Genomic DNA, 22257 nt, shown 5'->3' on the forward strand with positions numbered 1-22257 from the left:
TGCCGGGGCTCGGACATCCGGTGCACAAACCGGTCGATCCGCGCACCCCGCGCCTTTTCCAGATCGCTGTCGAGAACGGCAAGTCCGGTGAATACATCGAGTTGATCCAGAAAATTCAGGCCGTTGCCGAAGAAAAATCGGGTAAGATGCTGCCGATTAACGCCACTGGTGCGATCGGAGCGATCTGCTGTGAATTCGGCTTTCCCTGGAAGATCGTGCGGGGCTTTGGCGTCATGGCTCGCGCCATCGGCCTGGTCGGTCATATCCTCGAAGAGAGCGAAAACCCGATTTCCTATGAGCTTTGGCAGCGCGCCGAGCAGGAAATTCTTGAAACGTCGGGTCCGGAAGCGAAGTAACCGATGCAGACGTCAGCCCCAGACACTCACACCGATCTGCGCGATGCCTTGCGCGCACTTTGCGCGCAGTTTCCGCCAGAATATCATCGCAGGTTCGGCGAAAACGAAACCTACCCCGAGGAATTCGTCGATGCGCTGACCCGCGAGGGCTGGCTTGCCGCGATGATCCCCGAGGAATACGGTGGCTCGGGTCTGGGGTTGACGGAAGCCTCGATCATCATGGAAGAGGTGAACCGCTGCGGCGGAAACGCGGGCCATTGCCACGGGCAGATGTATAACATGGGCACGCTTCTCAGGCACGGTTCGGAGAAGCAAAAGCAGAAATACCTGCCCGGCATCGCCAGCGGCGCGTTGCGCCTGCAATCCATGGCCGTGACCGAACCGACAACCGGGACCGACACCACCAAACTGAAGACCACCGCGGTCAAGAAGAGTGACCGGTATGAGATCAATGGCCAGAAGGTCTGGATCAGCCGTATCCAGCATTCCGACCTGATGATCCTGCTGGCACGCACCACGCCGCTGAGCGAGGTCAAGAAAAAGTCGCAGGGCCTGTCGATCTTTATGGTCGATCTGAAAGAGGCAATCGGCAACGGGATGGAGGTCCGCCCCATCGCCAACATGCCCGGCCACGAAACCAATGAAGTGTTTTTCGACAACCTGGAAATCCCCGCCGAGAACCTGATCGGCATCGAGGGGCGCGGATTTTACCATATTCTTGACGGGCTGAACGCCGAACGGACCCTGATTGCGGCGGAATGTATCGGTGATGGATACTGGTTCGTCGACAAGGCCCGCGCCTATGCCGTTGACCGCGTGGTCTTTGACCGTCCCATCGGCCAGAACCAAGGCGTGCAATTCCCTATCGCCAGGTCCTATGTGAACATCGAGGCCGCCAATCTGATGCGCTTTGAAGCCTGCAGGCGGTTCGATGCTGGGCTGGATTGCGGAGCACAGGCGAATATGGCTAAGCTGCTGGCTTCGGAGGCCAGCTGGGAAGCGGCAAATGCCTGCATCCAGACCCATGGCGGTTTTGGTTTCGCACGGGAGTACGATGTCGAGCGCAAGTTCCGCGAGGCGCGCCTCTATCAGGTCGCCCCGATCTCGACCAACCTGATCCTGTCATATGTCGGAGAACATATCCTCGACATGCCAAGATCGTTCTGAAGGCCAAGGGCACCGCGCCAGCGGATACCTCCAGCGACGGATCGGCGGCATCCCGCCCGCCCTTTCCGTCGGCCAAACCCACCGTCAGGCTTTGGGTTTTTCCAGCACGAGAACCAGCATCCGGCCTTTGAATTCGGCGCTGCCGCCAGGGGATTGATACCGCCCCCAAAGGCGGGCAACCTGCGTTTCGATCGCGGGCGTGATCCTGGATTTCAGCTAGGGCAGGTCCATCATTCTGGCCCGGAAATCGTTGAGGTCGCGAAAGGCGAGCGGACGCAGATAATCGAAACGCCGGGACATCAGGAACAGCCCGGCGTCCAGGCTGCGCTCAATCGCCGCCAGCGCCGCGGCGCGTTCGGGGCCTTCATCGTGAAATACCCGCAAAACGTCGTTGAACGCGCCCTCATAGGCGGGTTCGCAGATATAGGCCCGCCGGGCCGCAGCAAGCGCGCAAGCTCGGCCAGGGCGGTATCCATGGACGGAATCGGCACGTGATGCAGCGATTTCATCATTATGGCGGCATCCATACTTGCCGTTTTCAGGGGCAGTGCCTCGCCCCGGCCCTGCAGAAAGAACACAGCCGGGGCATCCTTTTCGACGGCGCGGGCAATCTGCGCGGCCTCGGCGTCGATGCCGGTCACATGCGCGGCAGCCGCCTCGCGCGCGATACGGCGGCTTAACCCGCCGTTGCCGCATCCGAGATCCAGAACCCTTGCGCCGCCGAGGTCAAGCGCCTGCATCAGCGGTATCAGTTCGTCGGCGTAGACCGGCAGATCCTTCATCTGTCCGCCTCCAGCATATTGCGCGCCCGTTCGACCACCGGCGCGTCGATCATGCGCCCGTCAAGCTGGACCGCGCCCTTCGATCCGACCGTGTCCGCAGCGGCAACAACCCGCTGCGCCCAGTCCCGTTCCCGGTCGCTCAGGGCGAACCCCCGGTTGACGGTGCCCACCTGCCGGGGGTGGATGCACATCTTGCCGCCAAACCCCAGCCGTCTGGCACGGGCAGTATCCTCTTTCAGCCGGTGTTCGTCATCGAGCGCGACACAGACCCCGTCCAGCGGCGCCGGAAGCCCGGCCATGGCCGAGGCCACGACAATGCGCGAGCGCGCAAGAAGAAGCCCCTCGTCTTCGTCGTCGATACCGCAATCGAGCTGAAAATCCACCGATCCGAAGCCCAGCCGCGCAATCCCCGGAACAGAGGCGATACGATCGGCATTCCACAACCCGCGCGCCGTTTCGATCAGGGCGATCACCGGCATCGGACGCGGGAGGGCGGCGACAAAAGCCGCCGTTGCAACATCGTCCTCGGCCTTGGGCAACATGACGGCACCGACCCCTGCTGCGCCAAGAACGGCGATGTCGCCCGCGTGCCAATCGGTTCCGATCCCGTTGATGCGAACCGCGACACCGGCCGTGCCCCCGGCATGGCCCGCCAGCCAGCCGGTAATCGCATCCCGCGCGGGGCGCTTGGCCTCGGGCAGGACCGCATCTTCGAGATCAAGGATCACGCCATGCGCGCCGCTGGCCGCCGCCTTGTCGAAACGCGCCGGTCTGTCACCCGGCACAAAAAGCAAAGATCGTTCCATCTGGTCCTCTAGCCTGCGCGCGATCCCGGTGCCCGGCTTTCGATCCGCAACGTGTTTGAATAAGTAAAGCGATCGGCCGGGTACAGGTTGATGGCCACCAGATAGGTTGCCCCGCTGCCATTCAGATAGTGGCGCGTAACCCGCAGCGCCGGATCGCCGGGCGTGGCCCGCAAAAGGGCTGCCGCGCCCTCGTCCAGCAGCGCCGCCCCGATTTGCTGGCGTACCTCGGCCGGAGAAACCCCGTAGCGCTGTTCGATCAGCGACCAGACCGGCAGGCCCGAGTCGTCAACCACATCGCACACGCCGCGAAAGCTGCGCGCAACATAGATATCGGTCAGGGCAATTGGCGATGGCGCGTCGCGCTTGGACCGCAGCCCCTGCAACCGGGTCCAGATCTGGCCCGATGCGCCACCCAGCAGGTCCGCGATCCCGCCCTCGGCCTCGACATCTGCCACCTGTTTCAGGCTGAAGGTCACGTCGCGCTCATATTGGTACAGATCCGAGACCGAATCGCCGACCTGCACATATCGCTGGCTGACCCGATCCGACCGCACCCGTGTGCCGATGCCGGGCCTGCGGGTGATAAGCCCCAGGGACTGCAACCGCCCGGTCGCCTCGCGCACGGTGTGCCGGGATATGTCAAACTGGCGGCACAACTCCTGTTCGGTGGGCAAGAGGGTGCCGACCGGGTAACGGCCCGCCTGAATATCCTCGATCAATGCCTGCGCCACTTGGGCATAGCGCGGTTGTCCCGCGATCTGGGCGGTGCTCATACCGGGTGTCGTTCGATCAGTTGCCGCGCGACGATGATGCGCTGCAATTCGTTGGTGCCTTCGCCGATCAGCAAAAGCGGCGCGTCGCGATAGAGCCGTTCGACGTCGAATTCCTTGGAATAGCCATAGGCCCCGTGGATGCGCATGCAATCCAGTGCATTGGCCTGCGCCGCTTCGGTGGCTGAATATTTGGCCATGCCGGCCTCCATGTCGCAGCGCGCGCCCTGATCATAGGCCCTCGCCGCGCTTTCGGTAAGCAGCCGCCCGGCTTCGGCGCGGGTGGCCATTTCGGCCAGTTTCAGCTGAATCGCCTGATGTTCGCAGATCGGCTTGCCAAAGGTCTTGCGCGTCTGGGCATAGGCCACGGCCATATCAAGCGCCGCCTGCGCCAGACCGACGCCCCGCGCGGCCACGTTGATGCGCCCAAGTTCCAGCCCGGACAGGACCTGTTGCAGCCCCCGGCCCTCGGCCCCGCCGATCAGGTTTTCGGCGGGCAAGCGGTAGTCGTCGAATTGCAATTCGCAAGTGTCGATGCCGCGATAGCCCAGTTTTTCCAGTTTGCGGGTAACGGCAAACCCCGGCCCCTTTTCGGCGATGAACAGGCTCATGCCCCGATGCGGCGGCGTGGCCGTCTTGTCGGTCTTGACCAACAGCGCCAGGCAATCGCCCTCTTGCGAATTGGTGATCCAGGTCTTGGAGCCGTTGACCACGTATTCGTCACCGTCCCGCCGGGCGGTGGTGCGGATTGCTTGCAGATCGGTACCGCAATCAGGTTCGGTCAGCCCGACGCCACCGCGCAGTTCCCCGGTGGCAAAACGTGGCAGGAACCGGGCCTTTTGCCGGGACGTGCCGTGTCGCTGCACCGCCGAGGCCATGATGAGATGGCTGTTGATGATCCCCGACAGCGACATCCAGCTTTGTGTGATGCGGGCGACGATCCGGGCATAAGTGCTGGCCGACAGGCCCAGCCCACCGTACTGCTCTTCGATGATACAGCCGAACAGGCCCATTTCCTTCATCCTAGCGACTATGTCGTGCGGATATTCATCCCGCGCCTCAAGATCATGGACATAAGGATCGACATCCGTTTTCAGGAACTTGTCGAGCGCGTCAAGGATCACCTGATCGTTGTGGTCGGTCATGATTGGCCTTTCCTAAACGGGCACACCGGCCAGAACCGCAGCAAAGGCGCGCGCGTCCGGTTGCGCATCCAGCCCCAGAACCGCATCGCGGATCGCCTCGGCGCGGTTGTCGGACACGGCTGTCGTGGCGTTGTCCCAGTATTTCGCGACAATCTCGTCATTGGTCAGCGGCCGGTCCGGGTTGCCACGGTTGATCTCTTCGCCATGCGTCAGCGTCCGGCCATCACCAAGCGTCAGCACGACCTCGCCCGAATAGTACTTCGGAAACGGCGCGTCAGGATAGTCGGCGCAGGTCACCTTTGCGGCCAGCGCCAGCAACTCCGGATCGTTCAGTGCCTCATCGGACAATTCCGTCAGCCCAAAGCGTTTGCGGGCCAGCCCGGACGCTACCGCCCAGGGGACCGAGAATTGCGCGTCATAAGAATTCTGCGGGCAGCGTTTGGTGCCGATCGGCTCGCATACGGTCTTGTGCACGCCTGCGGGAACAAGCGCCTGAACCTCGACGATATCCTCCGCCGTCACCCCATGCGTCGTAGCAAGCGCCACGGCCGCATCGGCGCAGGCATGGGTGAAATGGCAGGCCGGGATCGGCTTGACCGCAACGTTGTCGATCTCCCATGTCCGGCCCAGACCGGCGGTTGCCAGCGACAGGTCCATCTCGTCCTGCTCGGCCTTGTGCAAATACGAGGAAAACAGGCCGAACCGGCCCTCGTATGCGGCCCCCGGCCCCTTGAACCCGGCGCCGGCCATGGTGGCCGCCGTGATCCCCCCGGCCCCGGCCCAGCCGGGGTGCATCCGCTTGGTCCAGGCACCGTCCTGGAGAAACTCCATGCTGCCCGAGGCCATCGACAAGGCAATCCCCTGTGCATCCGCCATCTGCGCCACGCTCAGACCGCTTAGCCGTGCGGCGATAAGCGCACAAGCAAAGACCCCGACCACACCTGTCGGATGGAACCCGACCTGGTGGAAACCGCCACGGGCGACCGCGCCCAGCCGGGTCGAAACCTCCATCCCGGCGACATAGGCGCTTAGCAGGTCGCGACCGCTGGCGCGGCGCGCGGCGGCAACGCCCAAGGCAGTGGGGAACGCGGCCGCGGTGGCGTGGATCACGCCCGCGACATGGGTGTCGTCATAATCCAGCCCATGCGCCAGAACACCGTATCATCATCACCGCATCCCGAAGCGGCAACCCCGCCTCCATGCCGATGACACGTTCGGAACCCGACCCCAAGGAGGTCAGCGCGGTCAGCGTCCTGTGGGCAAAATCATACTGGGTCGAGGCCAGCGCGATGCCGGTTGCGTCCAGGATCAGGTGACTGGCCCGTGTGCGAATGTCCGCCGGTATGTCGCCATCCCCCAATCCGGCGACAAAGCCGGCCAGAACCGGCGCTATCGGTTCCTGTACTGTGGTGTCCTTCATGGCTTTGCCTCCCGCTGTTGTGAACAAAACCCGCGCCGGGCCCTAGTAACCGGCATCCAGTTCCGCCGCCGTCGCCCTGGAATGAACCAGGGCACTGCGGACAAACGTCAAAAATACAGTGCCATCCTGTTTGATCCCGGTCGTGCGCACGGTCACGATGCCCTGACCGGGCCGTGATTTCGACGGGCGCAGGTCCAGCACCTCGGATTCGGCATAAAGCGTATCGCCGGGAAAGACCGGCGCGGTCAGTTCGATCTTGTCCCAGCCCAGGTTCGCCACCGCCTTGCCCGATATTTCGGACACGGACATTCCCGCCACGATGGCCAGGGTCAGCGTTGAATTGACCAACGGTTTTCCGAACTCGGTCTTCGCCGCGAAATGAGCGTCGCAATGCACCGGATGCGGGTTCATCGTCAACAGCGAGAACTGGATGTTGTCCGTCTCGGTCACGGTGCGACCGGGGCGGTGTTCATAGATGTCACCGACCTTGAAATCCTCGAAATACTGGCCGACCTCAGCCCGGTAGCGGTTCTCGGAAATTTTTTTCATGGGATGCGCTCGCTTGGGCTGGATCATTTGGCCGGACAAACGTATCAATGCCGGACAAGCAGGTCAACCTGGACCCGCCGCGCCTCACGCTGAATGAAGAAGGAGCGAATGCAATGCTGCCACTGGACGGGCTTCTTGTCGTTACATTGGAACAGGCGGTTGCAGGACCGATGTGCACGGTACGGCTTGCCGATGCGGGCGCGCGGGTCATCAAGATCGAACGCCCCGGCGGCGAGACGGCGCGCCACTATGACAGCGTCGCCAGGGGCACCAGCGCCTATTTCGCCTGGCTCAACCGGGGCAAGGAAAGCTGCGAAATGAACATCAAAGAGGCCGGGGATCGCGCGTTGCTTGAACGCATGGTGGCCAAGGCGGATGTGTTTGTCCGCAATATCGCCCCCGGCGCGGCAGCGCGGCTGGATCTGGACGCGCAGGAACTGGCCAGGAAATATCCGCGCCTGATCTGCGTCGATATTTTCGGCTACGACCAGGGCACTGACTATGCCAAACGTCTGGCCTATGACATGCTGATCCAGGCAGAAAGCGGCATCTGCGCCGTTACCGGAACGGCGGACGAGCCGGTCAAGGTCGGTGTGTCGATGGCCGACATCACCACCGGGCAGAACGCCTATTCAGCCGTGCTTGAGGCGCTGATCGAACGCGGCATCACGGGCCGTGGCAAGGCAATCGAAATTGCGATGTTCGACGGCATCGCCGACATGATGTGTGTGCCCTTGCTGCATTATGACTTTGCCGGCCGGGAAACCCCGCGCATGGGACTGGCCCATTCCGTCATCGCCCCCTACGGCAAGGTTCGTTGCAGCGATGGCGATGTTGTCATTGTCTGCCAGCAGCACAATGAATGGGTGCGGTTCTGCACCGGAGTTCTGGAAATGCCCGACCTGGTCGAGGATGCACGGTTTGCAACGAATGCCGACCGGGTGGCCAATACGCCCGAATTGTTTGACATCATCGCCGGGGTGTTCGGAAAACTGCCCCGCGGCGAGGCCATCGCGCGTCTCGATGCCCACCGCCTGCCATGGGCCAATGTGTCCACCGTTGCCGACCTGTCGAAACATCCCGCGCTTCGCAAGATCAGCGTCGAGACACCGGGGGGAGACATCGAGGTAACGGCCTCGCCCCTGCGCGACGATATCGCGAGTCGCCCGGTCCCGTCGCTCGGCGCGCATACAACCGCGATACGGCGCGAATTCCAGCCATAGCCGTATGCCGGCTTGGGGGACGTTACCGCCCTGCAAATGGACCTGTCCTGTTTCTGTGCCGCCCCAAGTGCTCGTTTAGGCCAATTTTTCCCTTCGAACGCGACAGGGTTTTCCAGCATGACGCGGATCTTTTCCTCAGACTAATGGTGCTTCCGAGCGCGCCGCCGAATGTCCGCTGCCATCGCCTCAGCTGTAGGCTTCGATGATGCCAAATCCATCCGTTACAAAATCAACTCAGATGTCGCAAAGGCACCGAAGACAAACAATACTCCCATCACGGTAGCAGCGGGTTGAAGGGCGGGAAAAACTCATCCCGCCAGATCATCGTAAGCGCCGTCGCAACCCCACGTTGCTGCTAATGGCTTCGGCTGCGAGGTGATCTCCATCTCATGATGGGGAGTGCGTTTCGCAATGTGCGCTACAAATTCGTTTCTCAAATCGCTGGGCGTCGAGATCTACGCGTCGGGACATCGGCGGTGGCCGGATGAGGCCAAGGCCTTGGCCGTCGCGATGACCTTGGAGGCTGGTGCGACGGTGAATGCCGTGGCGGAGCGGTTTGGCATTCTGCCCAATCAACTCTCGGCATGGCGACGTGAAGCCAAACAGGGCAAGCTCGTGCTGCCTGCGGCAGAAGTCGAGGACCCTGTCTTTGCGCCTCTCGTTGTCTGCGAGGTCGCCGAGGAGGAAGCGCGGCCGGAGGTCGCATCGCAGGCTGCCCCGATCAGGATCATTCGGGGTGCTGTCGTGATCGAACTCGCGCATGACATCCCCGTCGCCCGGGTCGCGGAGATAGTCCACGCGCTGGAGGTGCATCCATGCTGATGCCCTCGCAGGGCGTGCGGATCCTGGTGGCGACGAAGCCGGTCGACTTCCGGAAGGGGCATGACGGTCTCGCGGCGCTGGTCCAGTCGACGCTTGCCGAGGATCCGTTCACGGGCACGGTCTTTGTATTCCGCTCAAAGCGCGCCGACCGGTTGAAGATCCTGTTCTGGGACGGCAGCGGACTCGTGATGGCCTACAAACGGCTGGAAGAAAACACCTTCACTTGGCCCGCGATCCGCGACGGGGCAATGACCCTGAACCGGGCGCAGTTTGAGGCCCTGTTTGCCGGTTTGGACTGGCGCCGGGTTCGATCTCTGGAGGTGCGCCGACCGGCTGTGGCAGAGTGACTCGGCCTATTGAATAACCGGGCATCGGCGCCCCGGGCCCGGTATAATCCAACCATGCCCGACGCCCCGCCCATCGACCTGTCCGCGATCCCCGAAAGCCAGCGCGCGGCCGTGCTGGCGCTGCTTCAGGAGAACGGCGCGTTGAAGGATGCCAACCGGCGCTTGGAGCACCTTGTGGCAGAGTTGAACCATGTCGTGCATGGCAAACGGTCCGAGAAGCTGAGCGAGGACGATCGGCAGTTGGCCTTCGAAGACCTTGAAACGGCCGTCGCCGAGGTCGAGACCCGCAGGGAGCAGGCCGCCCCCTCCACCCAGACCCCGCGACAGAAACGGCAGCGCAATCTCGGCCATCTGCACGCGGACCTGCCGCGCATCGAGCGTGTCATCGAACCGGCGAGCCTTGAGTGTCCTTGCGGCTACGGCCGCATGCACCAGATCGGCGAGGATCGGACCGAGCGTCTCAACATCGTGCCCGCGCAGCTTCGTGTGCTGGTCGACATCCGGCCGAAGTATGCCTGCCGTATCTGCTCGGATGGGGTCACTCAGGCTGTCGCCGCGCCCCGGCTGATCGAAGGCGGGATGCCGACCGAAGGTGCCATCGCGCATATCTTGGTCTCGAAGTTCGCGGACCACCTGCCGTTCTACCGCCAAGGCCAGATCCTGGCGCGCTCCGGCATCCAGGTCGACCGCAGCACCCTGGCGGACTGGGCAGGCACCGCAGCCTTCCACCTCGGCCCCGTGGTCGACCGGCTGGCGGAACACATCAAGTCCTCCGGAAAGCTGTTCATGGATGAGACCACGGCTCCGGTCCTCGCCCCCGGACGCGGCCGAACCAAGACCGGCTACCTCTGGGCCCTGGCCCGCGATGATCGCGGATGGGGCGGAGAAGACCCGCCCGGTGTCGTCTTCACCTACCAGCCCAGCCGCGCCGGCGCCCACGCGGAACAGATCCTTCTGGGCTTCGACGGTATCCTGCAGCTCGACGGCTACACCGGTTATGACCGGCTGACGCGCCCGTCCCGCAAGGGCGGCGCGCCGATCACGGTGGCCCACTGCTGGGCGCATGCGCGGCGCAAGCTGAAGGAGGTCTTCGACCGCGACGGCTCGGAAACCGCCGCCGAGGGCCTGCGCCGGATCGCTGAGCTCTACCGCATCGAGGCCGAGATCCGGGGCATGGGCCCGGGCCAACGTCTGTCGGCCCGTCAGGCCCGCAGCGCGCCCCTCGTGGCCGAGTTCGGTGATTGGCTGCAGGCACAGCGTCTGCGTATCTCGGACAAGTCGCGCCTCGGCGAGAAGCTGACCTACATCCACCGCCAGTGGGGCGGCCTGCAGACCTTCCTCCACAACGGCCGCGTCGAGATGGACTCCAACGCCGTCGAAAACCTGATCCGCCCGATCGCCCTGACAAGAAAGAACGCCCTCTTCGCCGGCCACGACGAGGGCGGTCGCACCTGGGCCCGCATCGCCTCCCTGATCGCCACCGCGAAGATCAACGGCGTCGAGCCCTTTGCCTATTTGAAGGCGACCCTGGAAGCCATCGCCGCCGGTCACCCGGCCAGCAGGATCGACGAGCTGCTACCTTGGAACTTCACCCCGTCAAGCTGAACAGGCGTGGGGTGGCGACAGCGCTTACAGATCATCCTTATGCCAGAAAGAAGCTCTTGATCAGGCCGTTGAACCGATCCTTCTTTTCGATTTGCGTCCAGTGGCCGCACTCGCCGAACGTGTGCAGTTCCGAGCGTTTCAGCATTTGGTGAAGGCGATGAGAGGACTCCAGGGGGATAACCGCATCCTCGCGACCGTGCACAATCAGCGCGCGATGGGGGAGCGCGGCAATCTTGTCTTCGGGCGTAGACAGCGCGGCGACATGGCGGCCGCGGGGTGCCGGGAACATGGCCGAGAAACTTTCCTGATAGCCGGGGCGTTTGCTGGCGTCGTAACGCGATTTTATCAGATCCTCGGTGATGAGGCTTTTGTCATAGGCAAAGCACTCCATCATGATCTTGCGCATGTTTTCCAGGCTGGGCTCATAGCCCCAGACGGTGTCCAACCCCTCTGTCAGACCAAAATCAAGACCTGCCGATCCCATCAGAACCATCCGGTCGACCCGGTCGGGATACCGGCTGGCAATAGCCAGCGTGAGCCCGCCACCGAAGGAATTACCGACGAAATGGGCCTTTTCGACACCCGTGGCGTCCATAAATGCGATTGTATGTTCGACCCAGCCGTCCAGCGAGTAGGTCTCGTTCTCGTGGCGCTCGGTGTAGCCAAATCCCATTGCATCCGGCGCCAGAACCCGGAAATCGCTGGCCAGGTCGGGAATTGTCAGCCGCCAGTTGGCATAGCCGGTCACGCCCGGCCCGGATCCATGAAGCAACAGAACTGCGGGGCCAGTCCCCTCCTCAAGATAGTTGGTCTTCCGCCCTGCGGCCTCGATTGTCTTGCCGATTTCAGGATTGGTCATTGTTAATTCCCTTGTTGCTCTGTTGCGTTACTGCCGTTCGCCAAGTCCAGTGCGACATCAACAATCATGTCTTCCTGCCCGCCGACCATGCGGCGTTTGCCCAGCTCGTTCAGAATAGTGCGTGCATCTATGCCATATTGCGCGGCCGCGCGTTCCGCGTGCAAAAGAAAGCTCGAATAGACACCGCTATAGCCCAGAGAAAGCGTTTCACGGTCGACCCGTACCGGGCGCTCCTGTAGCGGGCGGACCAGATCGTCTGCCGCGTCCGTCAGCGCGTTGAGGTTGGTGCCCGTATCGTAGCCTTCCCTTTCAAGAACCGCTATCAGAGCTTCGAGAGGCGCATTTCCGGCCCCCGCGCCCAGGCCCGTCAAGGATCCGTCGACGCGATACGCCCCCTCTTCGACGGCGGCGACTGAAATCGCAACACCAAGCGTGAGGTTGTGATGCGCATGGATGCCGACCTGGGTTTCCGGCTTTAGCGCCTGACGCAAAGCCCGCGCCCGCGCCCGCGCGGAACTGACGGTCAACGCACCGGCGCTATCGGTCACATATACGCAATGTGCACCGTAGCTTTCCATAAGCAGGGCCTGTTCGGCCAGGGCTTCGGGTTCGTTCATGTGGGCCATCATCAGAAAGCCCGACACATCCATACCAATGTCGCGCGCGGTCCCGATATGCTGTCTGGCGATGTCTGCCTCTGTGCAATGGGTGGCCACGCGAACCGACCGGACACCGGCGGCGTATGCCTCTTTGAGGTCGGCGATTGTGCCGATTCCCGGAACCAGAAGCGTGGTCAGTTTGGCCGTCTTTGCCGCGTCGGCTGCGGCGGCGATCCAATCCAGATCTCGGTGGCGCCCGAAACCATAGTTGAAACTTGTCCCGTTCAATCCGTCGCCGTGGCTGACCTCGATCGCATCAACGCCTGCGGCGTCCAGCGCAGCGGCGATATCCTGCACCTGATCGACAGTGAACTGGTGGCGCACCGCATGCATCCCGTCGCGCAGTGTCACGTCTTGGATATAGAGGTTCTTGGTCATTGCGCGGCCTTTTCTTTCGTGCGTGCGATCTGTTCGCCGGTTGCCAGCGCCGCCGATGTCATGATGTCCAGATTTCCGGCGTATTTCGGCAGGTAGTGTCCGGCGCCCTCTACTTCGAGAAACACCGAAACCTTCAGCCCGCCTTCGGCAGGGCCGCCGGGCAGCCCGGCCGCCGCGTTCGGTCCGATCCTTTCGAACTGAACTTCCTGTTTGAGACGGTATCCAGGGACATAAGCCCGCACGGATTCGACCATATCCTCGACCGATGCGCGAATAGCTTCCGCGTCGTCTGTCTGGGCCAGGCAATACACCGTGTCCCGCATCACCAAAGGCGGCTCTGCCGGATTGAGGATAATGATGGCTTTGCCTTCCTCGGCGCCACCGACCTCACATATGGCGCGCGAGGTGGTCTCGGTAAATTCGTCGATATTCGCGCGTGTTCCCGGCCCGGCCGACCTGGAAGAGATCGAGGCGACAATTTCCGCATAGCGCACCGGGGCCACCCGCGAAACCGCGGCCACGATCGGAATGGTGGCCTGGCCGCCGCAGGTAACCATGTTGACATTGGCCGCGTCCAAATGGGCGGAAATGTTGACCGTTGGCACCACATAGGGCCCGATGGCGGCAGGCGTCAGATCGACGACCCGTTTGCCATCGGCTGTCAGCAACTCGCTGTGCCGGGCGTGGGCCTTGGCGGACGTCGCGTCGAACACCACAGCAATGTCGCCATAGCCGGGCATCTGCCGCAAACCGTCGATACCCTCGGCCGTCACCGGGACGCCCATCTTTTCAGCCCGCTTCAACCCGTCCGAGGCAGGGTCAATGCCGACAAATGCAGCCAGCTCCAACAGGTCGCTGTTCCGCATCAGCTTGATCATGAGATCGGTGCCGATATTGCCGGTGCCGATTATGGCCGCCTTTACTTTTGACATTCTATCACTCCGTGAATGAAACGCTGACATGGCCCAGGCCGCCAATCGAGGCCTGAACCAGTGCTTTGCCCGTGACCGGAGCCATCGGCCCCAACGCTCCGGACAGGATGATCTGCCCCGCCCTGAGGGGCGTTCCGTTTGTACGCATCTTTTCGGCCAGCCAGGCGACGGCGTTGACAGGGCTGCCCATGCAGGCCGCACCGGTTCCGGTGGAAACGGTCTGCCCGTTCAGGGTCATGTCCATTGCGCAGTTGGAAAAATCGAAGCCCAGGGGCGAGATGACCGGAGCGCCCAGAACCAACAAACCGGACGAGGCATTGTCGGCGATCGTATCGAGCAGGGTGATGTTCCAATCGGCTATGCGGCTGTCCACGATCTCGATTGCCGGGGCAATAAAGACGGTTGCGCGCAATACATCCGCGGCATTCGGCTGGGCAATATCCAGATCGTCGCCCAGAATAAACGCGATCTCCGCCTCGATCTTTGGTTGCAGCACGCGGTCGGATGAAATGACACCCCCATCGCCGACGATCATGTCCGACAGCAAGGTACCGTAGTCCGGCTGATCCACGCCCATCTGAGCCTGAACGGCCTTGGCGGTCAGTCCGATCTTATGTCCGATCAACCGGCTGCCCCCGGCCAGACGCCGTTCGATATTGGCCTGCTGCACGGCATATGCGGCATCAAGCCCGCCGTCCTCCAAATGTGTTAGGATCGGAGCGCACGGCGTTGCTTTGTTCTCAGCCTGCCACAATGTTTCGGCCGCGACCGCCAGATCATTATCCAATGTCATACGTCCCTCTGTTCTTCGGTTTGTGATGAACCGGATGCGGTTTGCCGCAACCCGAGCAAAACGGCCGGCGACCGGTACAGAACGGTATCGGCGGCCGTTTCAGACAGTGCGCGCCGGATGAACCCTACCGGATCGTTTTCCATGATCAGAAATGGATAGTCGGTACCGGCCAGTATCCTATCGTGTCCGATGGTTGTTTCCAGAAACTGCAAGGCGACATCGTCGTAAACGATGCTGTCAAAATAGAACCGGCGCGCCAGTTTGCTGGGCGGCACGGACATGCTGTTCCGGATCGGCATTCCCAAGCGGTACGCATGATCCAGCCGGGGCAGGATGGCGGGCAATGCACCGCCGCCATGCGAAAGGACAATGCGAAGATTGGGGTGATTTTCCAGGACCCCACTTGTCATCAGCGACGTGGCGGCGAGAGCTGTCTCAAGCGGAAACGCCGCAATTGCGGCCATTGCCGGTACATCGCCGATCCGCTCGACCCCGGCCGGATGCAGCGCATGAACCATAACCGTCATGTTCAGCCGTTCGGCTTCGGCAAAGACCGGGGCAAGCGACGGATCGCCCAGGGGCGTACTCTGAACATGCGTGCCGATCTCGATCCCTGTCAGCCCCATGTCCCGCAACCCGCTCAGGCTGTGAGCGGCCTTTTCCGGTGTTTGCAGCGGCACCATCCCGAAAGCTGAAAACCGCTTCGGGTAGGTGGCGACTAGATCTGCGAGAAAGGTATTGACGCAGTCACAGATCGCCTCTGCATCGTCGGCGCCGAACCAATAAGACAAAAGCTCCGGCATCGGCGACAACACCTGATGGCCGATCCCCTTGGCCTCCATGTCGGCCAACCTGGCATCGGCGTTCCAGGATCGTGAATCGATCTGGCGAAAAGACTTCCCTCCGATCACGATCCGGGCCGAGCCGTCCCGTTCATGCACAACGGAGGGCCAGAGCGCATCGCGTTCTGTTCCGTCCGGAAACTGATCGGGCACGACGTGGCTATGGACATCTATTGCCCCAGATGAGCGCAAATTCTTCACCACAGTATCTTCCGTGTTATCATCCAGCCAAACAGCTTTCCGTCCATCAACCGGAAAGCTGCGCAAACGCGATTACATGCGCCTTCGGAAGCCATATCAGTTCTCGAGGCCGTTCAGATTCGATTTCGCGCCCCACATGCAAAGGCTGAAAGGTTCGAAACCGAACTGGCGTTCTCTATACGTTTCTTCGTCTACCTTGTTAACACCAACTGAGTATTCGAATGTCATCCCGTCAGGGCCCTGGAAATAAACAAACCGGGCACCTGATGTCGGGTGACGTCCCGGACCGAAGGTAATCGGAACGTTATGTTGTTTCAGCAGATTGTACGAACGCATGATGTCATCGGTCGATTCAACCTGATGGTTGATATGCTGGAGTCCGCCGCGCCCTGCAGGGACAAGAGCGAGCGTATGATGAATCTCATTCACGCGCAAAAGCGGAACGTCTCCGATACGATCACTGACGCGGGCGTTGCAAACCTGGGTCCAGAATGCTTCATCCCGCTTGCAGTCCTGGCTGAAAATGCCGACATGGCTGAAGCCGGAGATTCCGGCGTCCCGGCTCGGAAAATGACGCTTGCCCATAATCTCTGGCTGAACTACCAGCTCGATTTTCAGGCCACTGGGCTCTCGGAAAGCAACGAAATCTCTTACATGACGGGAATCGCACTCGTCGCGGGTGCCCCTATGCAGATCGTGTCCAAGATCTTCGAGAGTCGCAGCCGCGATTTCAAGTGTCTGACTATCGCGGACTTCGAAACCGACGACGTGGTCGTTGGGGTCCCCTTCGTGGTAGTATAGGGTATGTCCCCGTTCATCTGATCTGAGGTGTCGCGAATTGCGGCTGCTTTCGGAAACCTCCAGGCCCAGAATTCTCGTTGCGAAGTCGGTGCTGGTTTGAATATCTTTTGTACCCATCCGAACATAGCATACATCAAGCAGTTCAATCATCTTGTGGTCACCTTTCTGTTATCTTGGGTTTCCCAATCGGCTCCCCAGCGTTCGGGAATCAGACCATCGGAGTTCCACATGCAAAACGAGTCGCGCGCGTTTCTGAATTGTCGCGCGGTCCAGTCAGGCTCAACAGTTTTCATTCCGGTCCCGTAAGACACGATCAGGTCCTCGGGCCCCTGGAAGTACAGAAAAACTTCGCCACTTGCGGGATCGCGCCCGGGACCATCGAGGATCCGCACCTGTTGATTGGCAAGCAAATACTTGCTGCGCATGATATCGTTCAGGTCGCCTACCTCAAAATTGACGGATAGCAGCCCACTCCGCTGGCTTGCGTAGTAGGCGAGGCGTTGGTGCCGTTCATCAAAACCCAGTTGAACGCTTTCTCCGACAAAGTCCCGCACCCTGGCGCCGAAAACCTCGGTCCAGACCGCCATGTCGCGCGCGGGGTCGGGGCTGCGCAGATCGACCGATGAAATCGCTTTGATGCCCGCGTCGCGTGCGGGGAAAAACCGCTGACTCTTGTTTTCGTGGCGCACAACAATCTCGAACCGGTTGCCGGCGAAATCTTCAAAGGCCACCGCATCGCGGTAGAGCTTTCCGGCGCAAACCTCTGCGGGCAGCCGCTCGGGCTCAAGTCCACAGGCGGTAAGTTTCCCTGTGATGTCGTCAAGATCGCTCTGGTAACGGACACTGAACCCGACAACCGGCTTGCCGGTCGCGCCGGTGGCGTCGCATTCTACTGAATACGATCGCTCGTCGGATCGGAAACGGGCGATGTCGTCACTGCCGTCCGCCGACTGAAGCCCGACCGCGCCTCCAAGGAACCGTTTGAAATCATCCAATTCTTTCGCTGGATACCGAACAAACCGAAGCTCTTCAATCATACCGTGGTCACCCCTTCTTCCCGCGGCGCGGCCACATCCGCGCCTGCTTGCGTCAGTTGAGTCGTGCCAAGATAGGCCCGTACCACTTCGGGGTTATCCAGCACCTCATCAGGAGGTCCGTCTCCGATCGACCGGCCGTAATCCAACACATGGATACGGTCCGCAATCGCGGCGACCATTTCCATGTCGTGTTCGATCCAGAGCATCGGAATTCCCAGTTGCTTCTTTGCGGCGTCGATATGGTAGGCAAGTTCCTCGCGTTCTTCCTGGGTCAGTCCCGCGGAAGGTTCGTCCATCAAAAGAACTTTCGGTTCGGCCACCAGCGCCCGCCCAAAGCCAATGATCTTCTGAATTCCGAAAGGCAGACCGCCGACAGGCAAATGCGCCAGATGGGTCAGCGACAACATCTCGAGCACGTCGTTGACCACAGCGAGATGCTCGGCCTCTTCGCGCCGCGCCGACGGCAGTCGGAACCATTGTTCCGCAAGTGTCGCCTTGAGATGGTTGTGCCGGGCCACAAACAAGTTTTCACGTGCGTTCATCCGGGGGATCAGTTCGGCATGTTGAAAGGTGCGCCCGATTCCCATTTCCGCAATGGCACTGGGTTTCTTCCCGATTAGGGACGTGCCAAGAAAGTGGATCTGTCCCGAGGGCCGATAGAGCCCGCTGATGCAGTTAAAGATACTGGTCTTGCCGGCCCCGTTCGGTCCGATCAGCGCCAGCAATTCGCCCGACCGGACACCCAGCGAAACTCGGTTAAGGACGACCAGACCGCCGAAATGAAGTTCCACATCCTTGAGTTCAAGGTCATACATTTGCTCGCTCCTCGCGTCGGCGCCGCGCATTGGCCAGATAGTCGGCGCGGCCAGCGCTTCCGGTCCCAAGGTACAGTTCCAGGATTTTCTGATTGGTCCGCAGGTCTTGGGTTGCACCTTCAAGCTCGACTTTGCCGTTTTCCAGAACGAAACCGTAGCTTGCCAGCGCAAAAGCCACTGCCGCGCTTTGCTCGACCAACAGGATGGACAGGTCGGTCCGGGCGTGAATGTCGCGCAGCCGCTCGATGATCTCGTCGACGATCACCGGAGCCAGCCCCAGCGACAGTTCGTCGATCAGCAACAGGTTCGGCTTGCAGACAAGCGCGCTGCCAATCGCCAGCATCTGACGCTCGCCCCCTGACAGCAAGCCAGCCGGTTTGTTCCTGAGTTTTGCCAATCTGGGAAAACAGACAAAGATTTCTTCTTCGATCTGCCGCCAGTTGCTGCCTTCGGCACGTGTGGTCGAGACGACTTCCAGGTTCTCGGCAACTGTCAGGTTGGTAAAGACCTTGTCCCGCTCGGGCACCAGAACGATGCCCTTGTGGATCGTTTTCGGAAGCTGAAGCCCGGTAATGTCTTCACCGAGATACCGCACGTTGCCGGCGGTCACCCGCGCATTGTCCAGCCCGATGAACCCCGAGATCGCCCTGAGCGTGGTCGATTTGCCAGCCCCGTTGGCCCCTAGGAGCGCGGTAATCTGGCCTTTCGCAACCCGGAGGTTGACACCGTGCAGCGCCCGGATCGAACGCTGATAGGTGACTTCCAGATCCGTGACTTCCAGAATGTCTGTCATGGCGTGTCCTCCCGTTTCGACGGCGATGCGAATTGACCGACAAGGCGTTTCCAGATGCCGGTCAGGCCGCTGGGTTCGAAGACCAGAAACAGGATCATCAGCAGACCAAAGGCCGCATAGGAAGCCGAAGAAACCGTCGTGATGTCCAGCCCGATATAGGGCACTGCTTCCATCAGCCATTCAACGAAATAGGGAACCAGCGTGACGAACACCGCGCCCAGCAGGGCCCCCGGCAAGCTGCCCATTCCGCCAATGATGATCATCGCGATATACTGGATGCTCAGGAACAGCGTGAAGGCTTCGACCGAAACGAAGTTCTGGTAGTAGGCGAACAACGCGCCCGAGAACGAGGCGATTCCCGACGTGATGACAAAGGCCAGCAGCTTATAATTGGCAACCTGCACGCCAAGAGCCTCGGCTGCGGTTTCATTCGCATGCAGGGCCTCCCAGGCGCGGCCTGTCTTGGAGTTCAGCAGATTGCGACACCCCCAGTAGGTGCCCGCGACCAGCGCCAGAAGCACATAGTACCAGGCGTATCCGTCATAAATCTCGAACCCGAAAACCACTGGCGGATCGAGGAAAATACCCGTCGAAGCGCCGCTGGCGAATTCGTATTCGCCTCCAAGGTAGATAACGAGAAAATGCAGCGCCAATGTGCTCATAGCCAGGTAGATGCCGCGCAGCCGCAAGGACGGCAGGCCGAAGATCAGGCCGATCACCGCGCCTGCCACGACCGAAGCCGGAAGGGTGATCCAGATACCTGCACCCGTTTCCTTGTAAAGGATCCCGGTGGTAAACGCGCCAGCCGCCATCAGGCCGCTATGACCCAGAGAGATCTGCCCCGCAATACCGGTCAGAACCATGAGCGCCAGTGCTCCGATGCCCGCGATAAAGATCTGCGACGCGATGTCGAGATGAAATGGCGTGGCCGAGGTCGGCAACAGTACAAGCAGGACGATCAGTCCGATCCAGGCCACCTGGTTCTGGCTTAGTCGCTTTCTACGCGTTGTGGCAGGGGTCATTTTGCCGATGCCGGTTTCTATATTAGACACGATTGAGTTCCTCCTTGGTGCCGTACAGGCCCCAGGGCCGGACAATGAGAATTGCGATCAGCACAAGGAACGGCACGACATCGGACAGAAGCGGATTGACGTAGTGGATCAGAAGAACCTCCAGGGCCGCGATGACACCCGCGCCGATCAACGCACCGGGCAGGCTGTCCAACCCGCCAACAAGTGCCGCCGGAAAGGCCTTGAGCCCGATCACCGCCATGTTCACGTCGATACGAGAATCGAGGGTGACAAGTACTCCCGCCAGTGACCCCGAAAAGGTCGACAGGGTCCAAGCCAGGGCATAGACGGTATGAAGGTTGATCCCGCGTTGCGCCGCCAGCAGCGCATTCTGTCCAGAGGCACGCATCCGCATGCCCCAGCGTGACATGTGAAGAAATGCCAGAAGCCCTAGGTAGACCAGGAACGTGCAGACAACGAGCCACAGCGCGGCGGTGGAAACCCGGACCGAGTCGGTAAGCGCGATCGAGGCATTGTCGAAGCTGATCATTGCCCCAACGTTCAGTTGTTGTGGCCCCCAGATCAGGACCATTGCGCCGCGCAAAAGAATGCCCAACGCTACGGTTGTCAGAACGGCGGCCAAAACCGGTTGTCCCGTCATCTTGCGCATAAGCAGCAGATAGACGGACAACCCGACAACGATCGAGAACATCGCGGTGAGGGCAATCGCGACGAGAGGATCCGAGGCGATACCTGCCGACGTGGCAACCAACAGGTAAGCCCCCAGGATCATGAGTTCGCCATGTGCCAAATTCAGGACACGGCTGACTTTGTACACCAGGACATAGCCGCTCGCGACAAGAGCGTACAATGACGTCAAAACAACGATGTTTGCTAGGATTTGCATGATAAGCTCCTGTCGCGCTCAGGCCTCATTCGACCTCGTAGGCCTTCCAGTCCCGTGCGATCTCCATCGCGCTCTTTTCGTCGCTCCAGCGATAGGCTCGGTAGTAAATGGTTTCGCGGAAATGATTGTCATCGGTCCATTTGATCGGACCTCCGCGCAATCCCTTGGTGTCGATTTCGATGTTGCTCATGACGGCATTAATCGCCTCGGCGCTTGTGTCTTCGCCAAGCTGTTCAAGAACTCCCTCGACGACGATGCCGCCGACCCATCCGTCGAGAATGGACTCTGGATGCAGGTTGGAACCGGATTCCTTCACCGCATTGACAAGGGTTTGCGTGGCTTCGCTGTCTTCGAACAGCATCACGTTGGTTCCCAAGGTGAAAAGGTTCGGGTCCTTCATTTTCATCATCTCAAGTTCGGCCTCAGCCAGATGGCCGACGTAAGCGTTGCCTTTCCAACCCTGCTTGCGCAGCGCATCGACGAAACGGATCTGCACGGCCCACGGTGCCCAGGACAGAACTGAATCGGCTCCATTCTGAATCAGTTTGGTTGCGAAGGATGTGTAGTCAGCCGTTCCTGGCGGCGCGATCTCGACGCCGGCCGATTTCATGTCCGCTTTCAATACCAACCGTTCGGCTTCTTCCATCCCCGCCCGCGAGATTGGAATGCCCATGGCGGAAAATCCGACGGTGGCATCGCTGCTTTCCCGGTCACGAAGGTAATCGACCATTGCGATGCTGTCATGAACTGCGGAAAAGCCCGTCGAACAATACAAGAGTGGTTTGGCCGGCGGCATCGTCTCTGCAGGACAGACCGAACCGGCAAACAAAACGGGCACTTTCCCGCGCGTCGCCTGGCTGATGATCGGGGCGAAGGTTGCCGATGTGCTGACCGAGATGATCATCTGCACATCGTCCTGGGTCAGAAACCTTTTGGCGTTGCTCGCCGCCCGCGATGCATCGCCCTGGTCATCATAGATCACCAGCGACACGGTCTTTCCGTTGACGCCTCCCGCTTCGTTCAGGAGGTGGAGGTACAGCTTCAAACCCTCGGCCGGCGCGGCATATGTGCCAGCGGCCGAACCGCTCAGTGCAGCACTTACCCCGATCACGACCTCGTCATCGGCCGCCAGCGCCGGTCCCGCGGCAACTGTGGCCGACAGGACCAAGCTCTTGGCAAACTGTTTAATTTTCATGGCTTTTCCTCCCATAAGTGACAGCACAAAATTCATAGCCCTT

General features: G+C 60.9%; 24 protein-coding genes and 1 pseudogene. 6 read left to right on the forward strand and 19 right to left on the reverse strand.

The window, feature by feature from the left end; translation table 11 throughout:
- Both ATO6_RS22910 and ATO6_RS22915 read left to right on the forward strand, forming a co-directional pair.
- The coding region (locus ATO6_RS22910; RefSeq protein ID WP_303395927.1) for a citrate/2-methylcitrate synthase at window positions 1-356 on the forward strand (356 nt) is incomplete at its 5' end.
- A 3-nt stretch (window positions 357-359) separates the two neighbouring features.
- Window positions 360-1523: an acyl-CoA dehydrogenase family protein gene (locus ATO6_RS22915; protein WP_088626309.1), complete on the forward strand. Its 1164-nt coding sequence runs from the start codon at window positions 360-362 to the stop codon at window positions 1521-1523.
- 299 nt (window positions 1524-1822) lie between these two features.
- Here the strand turns inward: ATO6_RS22915 and ATO6_RS22920 are convergent, their stop codons facing one another.
- Genes ATO6_RS22920 through ATO6_RS22945 form a run of 7 tightly spaced genes read right to left on the reverse strand, consistent with a single transcriptional unit; the run spans window position 1823 to window position 6995 of the window.
- Window positions 1823-2305 (reverse strand): class I SAM-dependent methyltransferase, encoded by a 483-nt coding sequence (locus ATO6_RS22920; RefSeq protein ID WP_088626310.1) that lies wholly within the window; start codon window positions 2303-2305, stop codon window positions 1823-1825.
- On the reverse strand, window positions 2302-3111 hold the full coding sequence (locus ATO6_RS22925; protein WP_088626311.1) for a CoA ester lyase: 810 nt from the start codon (window positions 3109-3111) through the stop codon (window positions 2302-2304). Before ATO6_RS22925 ends, ATO6_RS22920 begins: the two co-directional genes overlap by 4 nt.
- Window positions 3112-3119: 8 nt before the next feature.
- Complete coding sequence (locus tag ATO6_RS22930; RefSeq protein ID WP_088626312.1) at window positions 3120-3884, reverse strand: GntR family transcriptional regulator; 765 nt, start codon at window positions 3882-3884, stop codon at window positions 3120-3122.
- Window positions 3881-5026: an acyl-CoA dehydrogenase family protein gene (locus tag ATO6_RS22935; RefSeq protein ID WP_088626313.1), complete on the reverse strand. Its 1146-nt coding sequence runs from the start codon at window positions 5024-5026 to the stop codon at window positions 3881-3883. Before ATO6_RS22935 ends, ATO6_RS22930 begins: the two co-directional genes overlap by 4 nt.
- Window positions 5027-5038: 12 nt before the next feature.
- A complete protein-coding gene (locus ATO6_RS22940; protein ID WP_254919250.1) occupies window positions 5039-6136 on the reverse strand; it encodes an MmgE/PrpD family protein in 1098 nt (365 codons plus the stop codon).
- A 19-nt stretch (window positions 6137-6155) separates the two neighbouring features.
- A complete protein-coding gene (locus ATO6_RS25345) occupies window positions 6156-6446 on the reverse strand; it encodes an MmgE/PrpD family protein (protein ID WP_217899051.1) in 291 nt (96 codons plus the stop codon).
- Window positions 6447-6488: 42 nt separating this feature from the next.
- On the reverse strand, window positions 6489-6995 hold the full coding sequence (locus tag ATO6_RS22945) for a MaoC family dehydratase (protein ID WP_217899052.1): 507 nt from the start codon (window positions 6993-6995) through the stop codon (window positions 6489-6491).
- 47 nt (window positions 6996-7042) lie between these two features.
- Between ATO6_RS22945 and ATO6_RS22950 the strand changes: the two genes are divergently transcribed.
- The 4 genes and pseudogenes from ATO6_RS22950 to ATO6_RS22965 all read left to right on the forward strand — a co-directional run bounded on the left by ATO6_RS22950 (window position 7043) and on the right by ATO6_RS22965 (window position 10992).
- A complete protein-coding gene (locus ATO6_RS22950) occupies window positions 7043-8218 on the forward strand; it encodes a CaiB/BaiF CoA-transferase family protein (RefSeq protein ID WP_254919251.1) in 1176 nt (391 codons plus the stop codon).
- A gap of 411 nt (window positions 8219-8629) precedes the next feature.
- Window positions 8630-8872: pseudogene (locus ATO6_RS25630) on the forward strand (transposase); the annotation flags it as partial.
- A gap of 161 nt (window positions 8873-9033) precedes the next feature.
- Entirely contained in the window at window positions 9034-9387 is a 354-nt protein-coding gene (gene tnpB, locus ATO6_RS22960) for an IS66 family insertion sequence element accessory protein TnpB (protein ID WP_048534829.1), read from the forward strand.
- Between the two features lie 54 nt (window positions 9388-9441).
- Window positions 9442-10992, forward strand: a complete 1551-nt coding sequence (locus ATO6_RS22965; protein ID WP_088626315.1) for an IS66 family transposase — start codon at window positions 9442-9444, stop codon at window positions 10990-10992.
- Between the two features lie 37 nt (window positions 10993-11029).
- Here the strand turns inward: ATO6_RS22965 and ATO6_RS22970 are convergent, their stop codons facing one another.
- From ATO6_RS22970 to ATO6_RS23025, 12 genes are all read right to left on the reverse strand, one after another.
- A complete protein-coding gene (locus tag ATO6_RS22970; RefSeq protein WP_088626316.1) occupies window positions 11030-11851 on the reverse strand; it encodes an alpha/beta fold hydrolase in 822 nt (273 codons plus the stop codon).
- 2 nt (window positions 11852-11853) lie between these two features.
- On the reverse strand, window positions 11854-12888 hold the full coding sequence (gene dmpG, locus ATO6_RS22975) for a 4-hydroxy-2-oxovalerate aldolase (RefSeq protein WP_088626317.1): 1035 nt from the start codon (window positions 12886-12888) through the stop codon (window positions 11854-11856).
- Window positions 12885-13820: an acetaldehyde dehydrogenase (acetylating) gene (locus tag ATO6_RS22980; protein WP_088626318.1), complete on the reverse strand. Its 936-nt coding sequence runs from the start codon at window positions 13818-13820 to the stop codon at window positions 12885-12887. Before ATO6_RS22980 ends, dmpG begins: the two co-directional genes overlap by 4 nt.
- 4 nt (window positions 13821-13824) lie before the next feature.
- Entirely contained in the window at window positions 13825-14613 is a 789-nt protein-coding gene (locus ATO6_RS22985; protein WP_088626319.1) for a 2-keto-4-pentenoate hydratase, read from the reverse strand.
- Entirely contained in the window at window positions 14610-15656 is a 1047-nt protein-coding gene (locus ATO6_RS22990; protein WP_176441070.1) for an amidohydrolase family protein, read from the reverse strand. Before ATO6_RS22990 ends, ATO6_RS22985 begins: the two co-directional genes overlap by 4 nt.
- 96 nt (window positions 15657-15752) lie before the next feature.
- Complete coding sequence (locus tag ATO6_RS22995) at window positions 15753-16607, reverse strand: VOC family protein (RefSeq protein WP_088626321.1); 855 nt, start codon at window positions 16605-16607, stop codon at window positions 15753-15755.
- On the reverse strand, window positions 16604-17494 hold the full coding sequence (locus tag ATO6_RS23000) for a VOC family protein (RefSeq protein WP_088626322.1): 891 nt from the start codon (window positions 17492-17494) through the stop codon (window positions 16604-16606). The genes ATO6_RS22995 and ATO6_RS23000 overlap by 4 nt, the downstream gene beginning before the upstream one ends.
- Window positions 17491-18309, reverse strand: a complete 819-nt coding sequence (locus ATO6_RS23005; RefSeq protein WP_176441071.1) for an ABC transporter ATP-binding protein — start codon at window positions 18307-18309, stop codon at window positions 17491-17493. Before ATO6_RS23005 ends, ATO6_RS23000 begins: the two co-directional genes overlap by 4 nt.
- Window positions 18302-19102, reverse strand: coding sequence for an ABC transporter ATP-binding protein (locus ATO6_RS23010; protein WP_176441072.1), 801 nt, complete (start codon window positions 19100-19102; stop codon window positions 18302-18304). The genes ATO6_RS23005 and ATO6_RS23010 overlap by 8 nt, the downstream gene beginning before the upstream one ends.
- Complete coding sequence (locus ATO6_RS23015; RefSeq protein ID WP_141102064.1) at window positions 19099-20154, reverse strand: branched-chain amino acid ABC transporter permease; 1056 nt, start codon at window positions 20152-20154, stop codon at window positions 19099-19101. Before ATO6_RS23015 ends, ATO6_RS23010 begins: the two co-directional genes overlap by 4 nt.
- Window positions 20147-21019 carry a branched-chain amino acid ABC transporter permease gene (locus ATO6_RS23020; RefSeq protein ID WP_088626326.1) on the reverse strand — a complete coding sequence of 291 codons (873 nt, stop codon included), beginning with the start codon at window positions 21017-21019 and terminating at the stop codon, window positions 20147-20149. Before ATO6_RS23020 ends, ATO6_RS23015 begins: the two co-directional genes overlap by 8 nt.
- 25 nt (window positions 21020-21044) lie before the next feature.
- Window positions 21045-22214, reverse strand: coding sequence for an ABC transporter substrate-binding protein (locus tag ATO6_RS23025; RefSeq protein WP_176441073.1), 1170 nt, complete (start codon window positions 22212-22214; stop codon window positions 21045-21047).
- Between the last annotated feature and the right edge of the window lie 43 nt (window positions 22215-22257).

This window comes from Oceanicola sp. 22II-s10i (assembly GCF_002210105.1).
Taxonomy (GTDB): domain Bacteria; phylum Pseudomonadota; class Alphaproteobacteria; order Rhodobacterales; family Rhodobacteraceae; genus Pseudooceanicola.